Here is a 13,989-nt window from a genome sequence, read left to right as displayed (position 1 = left end):
GCCGATGTGGCCGAGCGGGTGGGCACCAGCGCCAAGACCGTGTCCCGGGTGCTCAACGAGGACGGTCCGGTCTCCCCCGCGACCCGTGAGCGGGTGCTCGCCGCCGTCGCCGAACTGGGCTTCCGTCCCGACCTGTTGGCGCGCACCATGCGCACCGGCGGCCGGGACGCGACCGTGGGCCTGATCGTCCCGGAGATCGCCAACCCCTTCTTCGGCACCGTCGCCTCCGGCATCGGGACGGCGGTCCGCGACCGCGGCCTGACGCTGCTGCTGGCCTCCTCCGACGCCGGCCCGGAGAAGGAGCGGACGCTCGTCAACTCCTTCCTCGCCCGGCGGGTTTCCGGGCTCGTCGTCGTCCCGGCGCACGGCGGCGACCACCGTTACCTGCGCCGCGAGCGGACGAGCGGGCTGCCGCTGGTCTTCCTCGACCGCCCCGCCTCCGGCCTCACCGCCGACACCGTGGTGAGCGCCAACTCCGAGGGCGCGCGGGCCGGTACGGCGCACCTGGCCGCGCGCGGGCACCGCCGTATCGCCTTCCTCGGCGACCGGCCCGCCGCGCTCTACACCCGCAAGGAGCGGCTCCGCGGCTACCGCGCCGCCCTGGCGGAGGCGGGCCTGCCGTACGACCGCAGGCTCGTCGCCGACGCGCACGGCGCCGAGGCCGCCGCCACGGCCGTGCACCGGCTGCTCGCGCTGTCCGACCCGCCCACCGCGCTGTTCACGGCGAACAACCTCGCCTCGCTCGGGGCACTGCCCGCGCTGGCCGCGGCGGGCCGCCGGGACGTCGCGCTCGTCGGCTTCGACGACCTGCCGCTCGCCGGGGTGGTCGAACCCGGCCTCACCGTCGTCGCCCCCGACCCCGCCGCGATGGGCTCGGCCGCGGCCGGACACCTGCTCTCCCGCCTGGACGGCGACGGCTCGGCCGCCCGTACGACGACCGTCGCAACCCGCCTCGTCCCCCGCGGTTCCGGCGAACTCGGGCCGCCGGACTGAGCGGTGGGAAATGCGCGTGCCCCCGGCGCCGCGGCGTGGTGGAGTCGGCCCATGAGCGACTCCCCCCTCACGGACACCCACGGTCACGGCGCCGCGGAAGAGGTACGCGCGGCCGCCGAGCGGAATCTCGCCGAGCACGCCTGCCATCTGCACCGCCGCATCCCGGGCATGACCGTCACCGAGAGCCCCGACCTGCTGGTCGCGGACAGCGGCCTCCCGGACGACACCTTCAACATCGTCGCCGCGGCCGGCTTCCCGGAGGACGGCGCCGACGCGCGGATCGCCGAGGTGGCCCGCCGACTGGCCGCCACCGGGCGGCCGTTCTCCTGGTGGGTCGGCCCCGCCTCCGCACCGCCCGGACTCGCCGGACGCCTCACGGCACTCGGCCTCCCCGCCGCCGAGGAGGAGACGGGCATGTGGGCCGCCCTCGGGGACGCCCCGTCCCCGGGCGGGAGCACGCCGCTGGACGTACGCGTGGTGACGGAGGCCAGGGAACTGGCCGACTTCGCCACCGTCCTGGCGGCGAACTGGGACCCGCCCTCCGAGACGGTGCACGACTTCTTCGCCCGGGCCGCCCCGTACGCCCTCGCCGGGGACTGCGCGGCCCGCTATCTCGTCGGGTACGCGGACGGCCTCCCCGTCGCCTGCGCCGAGGTCTTCCTGCACGCGGGGGTCGCGGGGCTGTACAACATCTGCACGCTGGCCGGCCACCGGCGACGCGGCCACGGCAGCACGCTCACCCGCGCCGCCCTCGCCACCGCCCGCGCGGAGGGGTTCGCCCTCGCCGTGCTCCAGGCGTCCGGCGAGGGCGAACCGCTGTACCGGGGGCTCGGGTTCCGCGACTGCGGCCGGTTCACGGAGCACGCCGTCACGCACTGAGCCCCCGGGCCCGCGTTTGGCCGTGCGGAGGCGCTGCGGGGAGGATGAGAACGCCCGGCGTCCCCAGCGCGCCGGGCGGAAGACGGACGGCCCGCCCGGCGGGCCGCGCACGGCCACAGGAAGGTGCAACGCACGTGCCACGCTCCGGCGGCGGACCTCGTCCCCACAGCAGTCGCGGCCCCCGGCAGGGCGGCCCCCGGGAGCGGGGCAGGGGGCGGCCGGACGGTCCCGCTCCGCGCCCCCGGGGCATCCGCTCCGGGCTGGACGACGAACTGCGCGCACTCGACGGCGGACAGTACGGCCGCTACAAGGGGCTCGTCGGTACCTGGCGGCTGCCCGGCGCCGAGTCGACCGGCGCCACCCTGGAGCTGGTGCGCGGGCAGTCCGACCCGTACGCGCCGCCCGCCCGTCTCGCGGTGCACGTGCCCGGTGACGTGGCCGGTTTCCCGCGCGACCTGTGGAACACCCGCGTGCGCCGTCGCGCCCTGGCGAGCCACCTCGCGCGGCGGGCCGTCGCCGCCGCGCGCGGGGAACGCGCCCTCCAGATCGACGGCGGCGGCCAGGAGGTGCTGGACCGCAGTTCGTGCCGGGTGGACGCCGAGGACGGCAGCGTCACGCTGCGCTTCGGCGCGGCGCTCCCCGGCCAGGGCCGGCGCATCGACGGGCGCGCTGCGCACCGGCTGCTGTGCCGCCTCGTCCCGGACGTCGCGGAGCGCGCGCTGCTCCATTCCTCGCTGGACCCGGAGGCGGTGCGGCGGTTCGTCGACACGGTGGAGGACTCCGACGCGCTGCGCGCCGCGCTCCCGGAGCGCGGGCTGATCGCGTTCGTCGCGGACGGTGCCGTCCTTCCGCGCCGCAGCGGGGTGGACGACCGGCCCGCCACGGGTTCCGGTGTGGTGCCGTTCTCCTCGCCCGAGGAACTGCGGGTGACGATCGAACTGCCGCACGCGGGCCCGGTGTCCGGCATGGGGCTCGCCGAGGGCGTCAGCCTGATCGTCGGCGGCGGCTTCCACGGGAAGTCGACGCTGCTGCGCGCGCTGGAGACCGGGATCTGGGACCACGTGCCGGGCGACGGGCGGGAGCTGGTGGTGTCCCGTCCCGACACGGTCAAGCTGCGCGCCGAGGACGGGCGCACGGTGGAGCGGGTCGACGTGCACGCCTTCGTCGACCATCTGCCGACCGGCGCGGACACCACCGACTTCTCCACCGACAACGCCTCGGGCTCCACCTCGCAGGCCGCGTCGCTGTGCGAGGCGGTGGAGTCCGGTGCGCGGGTGCTGCTCATCGACGAGGACACCGCGGCGACCAACCTGATGATCCGGGACGCGCGGATGCAGGCCCTGGTGGCGAAGGACCGCGAGCCCCTCACGCCGCTGGTCGACTCGGTGCGCTCGCTGCACCGCGACCACGGGGTCTCCACCGTCCTGGTCATGGGCGGTTCCGGCGACTATCTGGAGGTCGCCGACAAGGTGCTGATGCTCGACGCGTACCGCCCGTCGGACGCGACGGAGCGCGCCCGCGAGGTGGCCGCCGTGCCGACGGGCCGCCGCGCGGAGGCGGAGGCGTTCCCCGCGGTCGTCCACCGGCGGCCCGATCCGGCCTCCCTGGACTCCGGGGTGCGCGGGCGGTCGAAGATCCGGGCGCGGGGCGAGGACGTGCTCTCCTTCGGCGAGCACGACGTGGACCTGCGCTCGGTGGAGCAGATCGCGGACGCCCGGCAGGTGTCGGGCATCGGGCTCGCGCTGGAGCTGATGGTGCGGCGCGGTTTCCTGGACGGCGAACGCACCCTGGCCGAGGCCCTGGACCTGCTGGACGCCGCGCTCGCGGCGGACGGCGCCGATCCCCTCCTGGCCGTCCGGGACGAGGACTTCGCCGTCCCGCGCCGCTTCGAGACGGCCGCGGCGCTGAACCGGGTACGGGGCCTCCGGGTGCGCCGGAACGGGGCGTCATGATGAACGGCATGAACGGGATCGACAGCACGGAGAACGCGGCGGGCGCGGCGACGCTGACGGTGACGACCTGGTCGCTGGAGCAGACGTCCCCGGACGACCTCGTCCCGGCCCGCATGCCGGACGACGCGTCCGGAATACGGATCGAACGCGCCGGGGTGCCCAGCCCCGAGTTCAGCCGCTTCCTCTACACGGCCGCCGGCGGCGACGTCACCTGGACCGACCGGCTGCCGTGGACGTACGCGCAGTGGGCCGAGTTCCTCGGCCGTCCCGGCGTGGAGACCTGGGTCGCCCACGTGCACGGGACCCCGGCCGGTTTCATCGAACTGGACGGCTCGCAGACCCAGCGGGCCGGGACGGTGGAGATCAGCTACTTCGGGCTGCTCCCCGCCTTCCGGGGCCGCGGGCTCGGCGGCCATCTGCTGTCCCAAGGGACGGCCCGCGCCTGGGACATGGGCGAGCGCGTCCAGGGCCGCACCCCGACCCGCCGGGTGTGGGTGCACACCTGCAGCAAGGACGGGGAGCACGCGATGGGCAACTACCAGCGGCGCGGCTTCCGCCTCTTCGCGACGGAGACCGGCGAGGAGCCGCTGCTCCGGACCCCGGGCCCCTGGCCCGGCGCCCACGCCTGACGCCTCTTTCCGGGCCCGCCGGAGGCCGCCGCACGGCGCCCCGGCGGGCCCGCGCGCGTTCCCGTCCGGGGCCGTCCGGCGGCCGGGAGGAGCGCCGAACACCCCGCACTTCAGGGCCCGTTGCGCGCTTCCGGTGAGGGCACAAGGGGGCGTGCGGCAGATGTGACCGAAGCCACAGGATCTCTGTATGTGAGATTTTCTGTTTCGCATTCTGGATAATGGTGGACTGCCGTCTCACGCCCGTGCAACGCTTCCGTCATGTCTCGCGCCGGAATTGCCTTGGTGAGTCGACGCCACGTCGACCTGGGCCGCATGTCCAGCGCCATCTGTCTGGCGGGCTGACAGTCCCAGCACCGCCGTTTTCCGAGCCGCCCGCACTGTCGCAGGCGAGCGCTCCTGCCTCCTGATTTCCCGCAGTTCCCTCGCCGGGGGACACGTGTGCCGCTTTCCGTGTCCCGCACCGGCCGAGGCAGGTCCTGCCTGCTCGCCTGCCCGATGACTGCCCCCGCCTGCCCGAAGGACCACACCGCCATGGCCGATACCCCCAAGCAACCCGCTTCCGCACCGACCCGCCGGAAGGCCGGACGCCACCGCGGCGAGGGCCAGTGGGCTGCCGGGCACATGACGCCCCTGAACGGCAACGAGCAGACGAAGAAGGACGACGACGGTCTCAATGTGCGGACACGCATTGAGACGATCTACGCGCACCGCGGCTTCGACTCGATCGACCCGGCCGACCTGCGCGGCCGGATGCGCTGGTGGGGCCTCTACACCCAGCGCAAGCCCGGGATCTCCGGCGGCAAGACCGCCGTGCTGGAGCCGGAGGAGCTGGACGACGAGCACTTCATGCTGCGCGTCCGGATCGACGGCGGCCAGCTGACCACCCAGCAGCTGCGCGTCATCGGCGACATCTCGCAGGAGTTCGCCCGCGGCACCGCCGACATCACCGACCGGCAGAACATCCAGTACCACTGGATCCGCGTCGAGGACATGCCGGAGATCTGGCGCCGCCTGGAGGGCGTCGGCCTGTCCACCACGGAGGCGTGCGGCGACACCCCGCGCGTCATCCTCGGCTCGCCCGTCGCCGGCATCGCGGCCGACGAGATCATCGACGGCACGCCCGCCGTCGAGGAGGTGCACCGCCGCGTCGTCGGCAACCCCGCGTACTCGAACCTGCCCCGCAAGTTCAAGACCGCGATCTCCGGCTCGCCGCTGCTCGACGTGGCGCACGAGATCAACGACGTCGCCTTCGTCGGCGTCCAACACCCCGACCACGGGCCCGGGTTCGACGTCTGGGTCGGCGGCGGCCTCTCCACCAACCCCAAGATCGGTGTCCGGCTGGGCGCCTGGGTGCCGCTGGAGGACGTCGCGGACGTGCACGAGGGCATCGTGTCGATCTTCCGCGACTACGGCTACCGGCGCCTGCGCACCCGCGCCCGGATCAAGTTCCTCGTCGCCGACTGGGGCCCCGAGAAGTTCCGTCAGGTGCTGGAGGACGAGTACCTGCTGCGCAAGCTCGCCGACGGCCCCGCGCCCGAGAAGCCCGTCCAGCAGTGGCGCGACCACATCGGCGTGCACCGGCAGCAGGACGGCCGGTTCTACGTCGGGTTCGCCGCCCGGGTCGGACGGGTCGACGGCTCCAAGCTGACGAAGATCGCCGACCTGGCCGAGGCGCACGGTTCCGGCCGCGTCCGCACCACCGCCGAGCAGAAGATGATCGTGCTCGACGTGGCGGAGGACCAGGTCGAGTCGCTGATCGACGGGCTGGAGGCGCTGGACCTCTCGGCGCGGCCCTCCGTCTTCCGGCGCGGCACCATGGCCTGCACCGGACTGGAGTTCTGCAAGCTCGCCATCGTCGAGACCAAGGGCCGCGGCGCGTCCCTCATCGACGAACTGGAGCGCAGGCTCCCGGAGTTCGACCAGCCGGTGACGATCAACCTCAACGGCTGCCCCAACTCCTGCGCCCGCATCCAGGTCGCGGACATCGGCCTCAAGGGCCAGCTGGTCACCAACTCCGACGGTGAGCAGGTGGAGGGCTACCAGGTGCACCTGGGCGGCTCCCTCGGGCTGGAGCCCGGGTTCGGCCGGAAGGTCCGCGGACTCAAGGTCACCGCCGACGAACTGCCCGACTACATCGAGCGGGTGCTGCGTAATTTCGACGCACAGCGCGAGGACGGCGAACGCTTCGCGCAGTGGGCGGCCCGCGCCGAGGAAGGTGCCCTCAAATGAGCGAGCGTGCCGCCCCGTTCCACTGCCCGTACTGCGGCGACGAGGACCTGCGCCCGTCCGAGGCGGACGCGCGCGGGAAGGGTGCCGCGTGGGAGTGCGCCGCGTGCAACCGCGCGTTCGCGCTGTCCTTCCTCGGCCTGCTCAGCAAGGGGCTCGCACAGCGGGTCCCGGATGCACCGGAAGGGGGACGCGCGTCATGACGACCGTGCGGGAGTACACGGCACAGGAGTTGCGGCAGCTCGCCGAGGAAGCGGGCCGCGAACTGGAGGAGGCCCCGGCGCCGGACATCCTGCGCTGGGCGGCCGGCACCTTCGGCAAGGGCTTCTGCGTCACCTCGTCCATGGAGGACGCGGTCGTGGCGCACCTCGCCTCGCGGGCCTTCCCCGGGGTTCCGGTCGTCTTCCTCGACACCGGTTACCACTTCCCGGAGACCATCGGGACGCGGGACGCCGTCGCCGCCGTCATGGACGTCGAGGTGATCACGCTGACGCCGCGGCAGACCGTGGCCGAACAGGACGCCCAGTACGGGCCGAAGCTGCACGACCGCGATCCGGACCTCTGCTGCGCGCTGCGGAAGGTGCAGCCGCTGCGGGAGGGCCTGGAGGGCTACACGGCCTGGGCCACCGGCCTGCGCCGCGACGAGTCCCCGACCCGGGCGAACACCCCGGTCGTCGGCTGGGACGAGAAGCGGCAGAAGGTCAAGGTGTCCCCGATCGCCCGCTGGACGCAGGACGACGTGGACGCGTACGTGGCCGAAAACGGCGTCCTCACCAATCCGTTGCTCTCCGACGGCTACGCCTCCGTCGGATGCGCCCCGTGCACCCGCCGGGTACGGGACGGAGAGGACGCCCGCGCCGGCCGCTGGGCGGGGACCGGCAAGCGCGAGTGCGGACTCCACCTCTGACCGGTGCGTCCCGCGCGGTGAGGCGCGGTGCCCCAGTCGGTGCCTGGACAGAGGACCGGGAGAGCAGATGAGCGAAGAGACAGTGAGCAGGGAGCAGGAGATGACCGAGACGTCGGTCCGCGCGGACACGGGGGCCACGGTGTGGCTGACGGGTCTGCCCAGCGCGGGCAAGACGACGATCGCGACGGCGCTGGCCGAGCGGCTGGCCGCCGAGGGCCACCGGACGGAGGTGCTGGACGGCGACGAGATCCGCACCTTCCTCTCCGCGGGCCTGGGCTTCTCCCGCGAGGACCGCGACACCAACGTGCAGCGCATCGGCTTCGTCGCCGAACTGCTGGCGTCCCAGGGCGTGAAGGTGCTCGTCCCGGTGATCGCCCCGTACGAGGACAGTCGCGAGGCGGTGCGCAAGCGGCACCAGGCCGAGGGAACCGGCTATCTGGAGGTGCACGTGGCCACCCCGGTCGACGTGTGCTCCGAGCGGGACGTGAAGGGCCTGTACGCGCGGCAGGCGGCGGGTGAGATCGCCGGACTGACCGGCGTCGACGACCCGTACGAGCCGCCCCGGGTCCCCGACCTGCGGATCGAGACCCACCGGCAGAGCGTCGAGGAATCCGCGGCGGCGCTGTACGCGCTGCTCACCGAGAGGGGACTGGCATGAGCGACGCGAGCGTGACCACCGCGCCGCAGGACACCGGCGATCCCTACGCGCTGTCGCACCTGGACGCGCTGGAGTCGGAGGGTGTGCACATCTTCCGTGAGGTGGCGGGCGAGTTCGAGCGGCCGGTGATCCTTTTCTCCGGCGGCAAGGACTCCATCGTGATGCTGCACCTGGCGCTGAAGGCGTTCCAGCCGGCGCCGGTGCCGTTCGGGCTGCTGCACGTGGACACGGGCCACAACTTTCCCGAGGTCATCGAGTACCGGGACCGGGTGGTGGCGGAGCACGGACTGCGCCTCCATGTCGCCTCCGTCCAGGACTTCATCGACCGGGGCGAGCTGAAGGAGCGCCCGGACGGCACCCGCAACCCGCTCCAGACGGTGCCGCTGCTCGACGCGATCGGCACCGGACGGTACGACGCCGTCTTCGGCGGCGGCCGGCGGGACGAGGAGAAGGCCCGCGCCAAGGAGCGGGTGTTCTCGCTGCGGGACGAGTTCGGCGGCTGGGACCCGCGCCGGCAGCGGCCCGAGCTGTGGCAGCTGTACAACGGCCGCCACTCCCCCGGCGAGCACGTCCGCGTCTTCCCGCTCTCCAACTGGACCGAGCTGGACGTGTGGCAGTACATCGCCCGCGAGAAGATCGACCTCCCCGAGATCTACTACGCGCACCGGCGTGAGGTGTTCTCCCGGAACGGCATGTGGCTCGCTCCGGGCGAGTGGGGCGGTCCGGCGGGTGCGGAGTCGGTCGAGACGCGGCAGGTGCGCTACCGCACGGTCGGCGACATGTCCTGCACCGGCGCCGTGGATTCGGACGCCGACACCATCGAGAAGGTCATCACGGAGATCGCCGCGTCCCGGCTGACCGAACGGGGTGCCACCCGGGCCGACGACAAGCTCTCCGAGGCCGCCATGGAAGACCGCAAGCGCGAGGGGTACTTCTGATCATGACCGCATCCGAGACCACCCCCGCGGTGGCGGACGCCCTGGCCGCCACCTCCCTGCTGCGCTTCGCCACGGCGGGCAGCGTCGACGACGGCAAGTCGACCCTCGTCGGCCGGCTGCTGCACGACTCCAAGTCCGTCCTCTCCGACCAGTTGGAGGCCGTCGAACGCGCCTCCCTCGGCCGCGGTCAGGACGCGCCGGACCTGGCGCTGCTCACCGACGGGCTGCGCGCCGAGCGGGAGCAGGGCATCACCATCGATGTCGCCTACCGCTACTTCGCCACGCCCAAGCGGCGGTTCATCCTGGCCGACACCCCGGGCCACGTGCAGTACACCCGGAACATGGTCACCGGAGCCTCCACCGCCGAGCTGGCCGTCGTCCTGGTGGACGCCCGCAACGGCGTGGTGGAGCAGACCCGGCGGCACGCCGCCGTGGCCGCGCTGCTGCGGGTGCCGCACGTCGTCCTGGCCGTCAACAAGATGGACCTGGTGGACTACGAGGAGGCCGTGTTCGCCCGTATCGCGCGGGAGTTCACCGAGTACGCCGCCTCGCTCGGCGTCCCCGAGGTGACCGCCGTCCCCATCTCGGCGCTGGTCGGCGACAACGTGGTGACGCCCTCGGCGCACATGGACTGGTACGGCGGGCCGACGGTGCTGGAGCACCTGGAGACCGTCGCCGTCACCGACGACCCGGGCGAGGACCCCGCGCGCTTCCCCGTCCAGTACGTGATCCGCCCGCAGACAGCCGAGCACCCGGACTACCGCGGCTACGCGGGCCAGGTCGCCTCGGGCGTGCTCCGGGTCGGCCAGGAGGTCACCGTGCTGCCCTCGGGCCGCACCTCCGTCATCGCCGGAATCGACGCACTGGGTCAGTCGGTCGACGAGGCGTGGGCGCCGCAGTCGGTGACCGTCCTGCTGGAGGACGAACTCGACATCTCCCGGGGCGACATGATCGTCCCGGTGGACGCGGCCGTGCGTCCCACCCAGGACCTGACCGCGACCGTGTGCCACCTCTCCGACAGCCCGCTGCGGCCGGGGGCGCGGGTGCTGCTGAAGCACACCACCCGGACGGTCAAGGCGATCGTCAAGGAGATCCCCTCCCGGCTCACCCTCGACGACCTCTCCCAGCACCCGGAGCCGGGTGCGCTGGAGGCCAACGACATCGGCCGGGTGGTGGTGCGCACGGCCGAACCGCTGCCCGTGGACCACTACACCGACTCGCGGCGCACCGGTTCCTTCCTCCTGATCGACCCCTCCGACGGCACCACGCTCACCGCCGGCATGGCGGGCCGCGCCTTCGCCGACGCCGCGCAGGGCGCCCGCGAAGCGGCGGACGAGGCCGGCGGCGCGGACGACGACGGCTGGGACTTCTGAGCATGCGGGCGGCGGCGAGCGGTCGGGGTTGCGTGCCGGGGGCGCGGAACTCCGGGAGGAGGCTGCTCTCCACGGAGGTCTTCTCCACGTTCGACCAGACCGGCGGCCGGATCGGCAGCGGGATGCGCGGCAGCGGCCAGGGCGGGGTCGGCCGATGCTGCCGCTGACCGTGCCGCCGAGGGCGACGGCGGTGCCGGTGACGTCTCAGGCGTCGCCGGTGCCGTCAACGGCCGCCGCCCGCACCGGCGTCGCCCGTCATCCCTCGCGCCCGCCGCCGTACCGCCCGCCCCGCTGAGAGGACCCGCCCCGTGACCGCACCAGGCCGATCCCGACCGTCCCGCCGCCCTCCGCGGCTCGCACGTCCCGTGCGCGCCCTCGTGGCGGCCGTCGCCCTGGTCACCGTTCCGCTGCTGCTCACCGGCTGCGGCTACGGCTCGAAGCCGGTCCCCGACAGCGGCGGGCCCGCGCCGGGCAAGGGGCCGAAGACGGACGGTCTCGACCAGGTGCGGCTGGGCTACTTCGCGAACGTCACACACGCGACGCCCCTGGTGGGGCTGCGTACCGGCGGTGCGATCCCCGAGGAGCTGGGCGGCACCCGGGTCACCACGCAGGTGTTCAACGCCGGCCCCTCCGCGGTGGAGGCGCTCAACGCCAAGGCCGTGGACATGGCGTGGGTCGGTCCCTCGCCGACGGTCAACGGCTATCTCCAGGCGCGCGGGAAGAACCTGCGGATCGTCTCCGGTGCCACCTCCGGCGGCGCCTCGCTCGTCGTCGACCCGGACCGGGTGAAGTCGGCGGACGACCTGAAGGGCAAGCGGATCGCCACCCCGCAGCTCGGCAACACCCAGGACGTGGCGCTGCTCCACCACCTCGCCGAGCGGGGCCTGAAGGTCGACGCGCGGACCGGCGAGGGCGACGTCTCCGTCCTCCGCCAGGACAACAAGGAGATCCCGACGACCTTCCAGCAGGGCGGGGTGGACGGGGCCTGGGTCCCGGAGCCGACCGCCTCGGCACTCGTCGCGAAGGGCGGCAAGGTGCTGCTGGACGAGAAGGAGCTCTGGGACGAGGGCCGGTTCGTCACCACGCATCTGGTGGTGCGGCAGGACTTCCTGAAGGAGCACCCCGACGCCGTCGAGGCGGTGCTCCGCGGTTCCGTGCGCACCAACGCGTGGATCCGCGCGCACCCTTCGGAGGCGAAGGAGCGGCTCAACACCGCGCTGGAGCGGGACGCGGGCAAGCCCCTGCCGCGCCCCGTCCTGGACCGCGCGTTCCGGAACATCGAGATCACCGACGACCCGCTGGCCTCGACGCTCAAGCGGCAGGCCGAGCACGCGGAGGCCACCGGCCTCGCGGACTCCGACCGGATCGACGGGATCTACGACCTGCGGCCGCTCAACGCGGTGCTGCGGGACGACGGCAGGCCGCCCGTGGACGACGCGGGCCTCCAGAAGGGCCCCTGACCACAGCTTCCGCACCCCGCTCCCCCGGGAGCCCGACTCCCCCGCCGCACGCCGGGCGGCACGCCCCACCGCCGACTCCGCCCGCCCGTACCGCACTTCACCCGTAGCCGCACACCGCACCGGAGGTGACAGCGATGCCCAGCACCACGCTCAGCAGCGAGCCCCAGGCCCCGGAGCACCACACCACTGCCACGGCAGCCGCCGGGAGCCGCGCGTCCGCCGCTCCCGGAACCGAGGGGGCGCGCGCCGACGCCCCGTACGCGGTCCGTCTGGACCGTGTCTCCAAATCCTTCGGCCGCCCCGGCGCCGAGCAGCTGGTGCTGGACGACATCAGTCTGGACGTCGCGCCGGGCGAGTTCGTGACGCTGCTGGGCGCCTCGGGCTGCGGCAAGTCGACCCTGCTGAACCAGGTCGCGGGGCTCGACAAGCCGACCTCCGGCACCATCGACGTCCCCGGCGGCAGGCCCGCGCTGATGTTCCAGGAGCACGCGCTGTTCCCGTGGCTCACCGCGGGCAAGAACGTCGAACTGGCCCTCAAGATGCGCGGGGTGGCCAAGGGCGACCGCCGGGAGGAGGCCGAGCGCCTGCTGGAGCTGGTGCGGCTGAAGGGCGCGCACGGCAAGCGCGTGCACCAGCTGTCCGGCGGCATGCGCCAGCGCGTCGCCCTCGCCCGCGCGCTCGCGCAGGACAGCCGGCTGCTGCTGATGGACGAGCCGTTCGCCGCGCTGGACGCCATCACGCGGGACGTGCTGCACGAGGAACTCACCCGCATCTGGGCCGAGACGAACGTCTCCGTCCTCTTCGTCACCCACAACGTCAGGGAGGCGGTGCGTCTCGCCGAACGCGTCGTGCTGCTCTCCTCCCGCCCCGGGCGCGTGGCCCGCGAGTGGCAGGTCGGCTTCCCGCAGCCGCGGCGCATCGAGGACGCGGACGTCGCCGGCCTGTCCGTAGAGATCACCGAACAGCTCAGGGGGGAGATCCGCCGCCATGGCCAGCACTGACACCGAGCCCGGAACCAGGACGGACCGCGCGTCCGACGGCGCCGCGGCCCCAGCGGACGGCGGGCAGGAAGCGGCCGGTGATCTCGCCGGGCTGGAGGCGGGGCTCGACGCCCTGGAGTCGCACACCGCGGCACGCGTCCCGGTGAGCGAGATCCTGCGCTCCAAGGTGCTGCCCCCGCTCCTCGCGGTCGTGCTCGTACTGGGCCTGTGGCAGCTGGCCTTCGCGCTGCATCTCAAGGAGCCGCACCAGCTGCCGAGTCCGCTCATGGTGTGGGACGCCCTCGCCGAGGAGTGGTACAAGGGCACGATCCTGCAGATCATCTGGCAGAGCATCTCGCGCGGCGCGCTGGGCTTCCTGGTCGCGGTCGCCCTGGGGACGCCGCTGGGCCTGCTGGTGGCCCGGGTCAGGCCGGTACGGGCGGCGATCGGTCCGATCCTGTCCGGGCTCCAGTCGCTGCCGTCGGTGGCCTGGGTCCCGGCGGCGATCATCTGGTTCGGGCTGACGGACGCCACCATCTACGCCGTGGTGCTGCTCGGCGCCGTGCCGTCCATCGCGAACGGTCTGGTGTCGGGCGTCGACCGGATCCAGCCGCTGCATCTGCGCGCCGGCAAGGTCATCGGCGCCACCGGTCTCCGCGGCGTCCGGCACGTGCTGCTCCCCGCCGCGCTGCCGGGGTACATCTCGGGGCTCAAGCAGGGGTGGGCGTTCTCGTGGCGCTCGCTCATGGCGGCCGAGCTGATCGCGACCTCGCCCGAACTGGGCGCGGGGCTGGGCCAGTTGCTGGAGACCGGGCGGGCGTTCCAGGACATGCCACTCGTACTCGGCGCGATCCTGTTGATCCTGCTCGTCGGCATCGGTATCGAGCTGCTCCTCTTCGCGCCGGTCGAACGCCGCGTCCTGCGCAACCGGGGACTGCTGGGCAACGCCCCCTGACCACCGCCGCATCCGACCGAACCGCAGCCGCAGCCGCAG

The 13,989-nt window shown here is 73.5% G+C and carries 13 protein-coding genes; all 13 read left to right on the top strand.

The window, feature by feature from the left end; genetic code table 11:
* Positions 1–6 precede the first annotated feature (6 nt).
* The 13 genes from HCC30_RS01110 (at position 7) to HCC30_RS01050 (ending at position 13,950) form a co-directional block, all read left to right on the top strand.
* The gene (locus tag HCC30_RS01110) at positions 7–993 is read left to right on the top strand and encodes a LacI family DNA-binding transcriptional regulator (protein ID WP_346776445.1); all 987 of its coding nucleotides are present in this window, start codon (positions 7–9) and stop codon (positions 991–993) included.
* Between the two features lie 168 nt (positions 994–1,161).
* Complete coding sequence (locus tag HCC30_RS01105) at positions 1,162–1,872, top strand: GNAT family N-acetyltransferase (RefSeq protein ID WP_240979282.1); 711 nt, start codon at positions 1,162–1,164, stop codon at positions 1,870–1,872.
* A 134-nt stretch (positions 1,873–2,006) separates the two neighbouring features.
* On the top strand, positions 2,007–3,824 hold the full coding sequence (locus HCC30_RS01100; protein WP_169440032.1) for an ABC-ATPase domain-containing protein: 1,818 nt from the start codon (positions 2,007–2,009) through the stop codon (positions 3,822–3,824).
* A gap of 8 nt (positions 3,825–3,832) precedes the next feature.
* Positions 3,833–4,453: a GNAT family N-acetyltransferase gene (locus HCC30_RS01095; protein ID WP_169440031.1), complete on the top strand. Its 621-nt coding sequence runs from the start codon at positions 3,833–3,835 to the stop codon at positions 4,451–4,453.
* Positions 4,454–4,984: 531 nt separating this feature from the next.
* Positions 4,985–6,682 carry a nitrite/sulfite reductase gene (locus HCC30_RS01090; RefSeq protein WP_169440030.1) on the top strand — a complete coding sequence of 566 codons (1,698 nt, stop codon included), beginning with the start codon at positions 4,985–4,987 and terminating at the stop codon, positions 6,680–6,682.
* Positions 6,679–6,882, top strand: a complete 204-nt coding sequence (locus HCC30_RS01085; protein ID WP_169440029.1) for a hypothetical protein — start codon at positions 6,679–6,681, stop codon at positions 6,880–6,882. The genes HCC30_RS01090 and HCC30_RS01085 overlap by 4 nt, the downstream gene beginning before the upstream one ends.
* A complete protein-coding gene (locus HCC30_RS01080; RefSeq protein WP_169440028.1) occupies positions 6,879–7,586 on the top strand; it encodes a phosphoadenylyl-sulfate reductase in 708 nt (235 codons plus the stop codon). Before HCC30_RS01085 ends, HCC30_RS01080 begins: the two co-directional genes overlap by 4 nt.
* A gap of 100 nt (positions 7,587–7,686) precedes the next feature.
* Positions 7,687–8,244, top strand: coding sequence for an adenylyl-sulfate kinase (cysC, locus tag HCC30_RS01075; RefSeq protein ID WP_169440484.1), 558 nt, complete (start codon positions 7,687–7,689; stop codon positions 8,242–8,244).
* Entirely contained in the window at positions 8,241–9,182 is a 942-nt protein-coding gene (cysD, locus tag HCC30_RS01070; protein ID WP_169440027.1) for a sulfate adenylyltransferase subunit CysD, read from the top strand. Before cysC ends, cysD begins: the two co-directional genes overlap by 4 nt.
* Before the next feature lie 2 nt (positions 9,183–9,184).
* Entirely contained in the window at positions 9,185–10,555 is a 1,371-nt protein-coding gene (locus tag HCC30_RS01065; protein ID WP_169440026.1) for a GTP-binding protein, read from the top strand.
* Positions 10,556–10,920: 365 nt separating this feature from the next.
* Positions 10,921–12,015 (top strand): ABC transporter substrate-binding protein, encoded by a 1,095-nt coding sequence (locus HCC30_RS01060; protein ID WP_169440025.1) that lies wholly within the window; start codon positions 10,921–10,923, stop codon positions 12,013–12,015.
* Between the two features lie 134 nt (positions 12,016–12,149).
* On the top strand, positions 12,150–13,016 hold the full coding sequence (locus HCC30_RS01055) for an ABC transporter ATP-binding protein (protein WP_169440024.1): 867 nt from the start codon (positions 12,150–12,152) through the stop codon (positions 13,014–13,016).
* Positions 13,003–13,950, top strand: coding sequence for an ABC transporter permease (locus tag HCC30_RS01050; protein WP_169440023.1), 948 nt, complete (start codon positions 13,003–13,005; stop codon positions 13,948–13,950). The genes HCC30_RS01055 and HCC30_RS01050 overlap by 14 nt, the downstream gene beginning before the upstream one ends.
* Positions 13,951–13,989: the final 39 nt, after the last annotated feature.

This window comes from Streptomyces sp. HNM0574 (assembly GCF_012726235.1).
Classification (GTDB): domain Bacteria; phylum Actinomycetota; class Actinomycetes; order Streptomycetales; family Streptomycetaceae; genus Streptomyces.
This window is presented reverse-complemented; position numbering and strand designations above follow the sequence as displayed.

Excerpts from the sequence above, each read along its gene's own strand:
- HCC30_RS01105 (WP_240979282.1), top strand. The coding sequence starts at position 1,162 with ATGACCGTCACCGAGAGCCCCGACCTGCTGGTCGCGGACAGCGGCCTC.
- HCC30_RS01095 (WP_169440031.1), top strand. The coding sequence starts at position 3,833 with ATGAACGGGATCGACAGCACGGAGAACGCGGCGGGCGCGGCGACGCTG.
- HCC30_RS01090 (WP_169440030.1), top strand. The coding sequence starts at position 4,985 with ATGGCCGATACCCCCAAGCAACCCGCTTCCGCACCGACCCGCCGGAAG.
- HCC30_RS01085 (WP_169440029.1), top strand. The coding sequence starts at position 6,679 with ATGAGCGAGCGTGCCGCCCCGTTCCACTGCCCGTACTGCGGCGACGAG.
- HCC30_RS01080 (WP_169440028.1), top strand. The coding sequence starts at position 6,879 with ATGACGACCGTGCGGGAGTACACGGCACAGGAGTTGCGGCAGCTCGCC.
- cysC (WP_169440484.1), top strand. The coding sequence starts at position 7,687 with ATGACCGAGACGTCGGTCCGCGCGGACACGGGGGCCACGGTGTGGCTG.
- cysD (WP_169440027.1), top strand. The coding sequence starts at position 8,241 with ATGAGCGACGCGAGCGTGACCACCGCGCCGCAGGACACCGGCGATCCC.
- HCC30_RS01065 (WP_169440026.1), top strand. The coding sequence starts at position 9,185 with ATGACCGCATCCGAGACCACCCCCGCGGTGGCGGACGCCCTGGCCGCC.
- HCC30_RS01055 (WP_169440024.1), top strand. The coding sequence starts at position 12,150 with ATGCCCAGCACCACGCTCAGCAGCGAGCCCCAGGCCCCGGAGCACCAC.
- HCC30_RS01050 (WP_169440023.1), top strand. The coding sequence starts at position 13,003 with ATGGCCAGCACTGACACCGAGCCCGGAACCAGGACGGACCGCGCGTCC.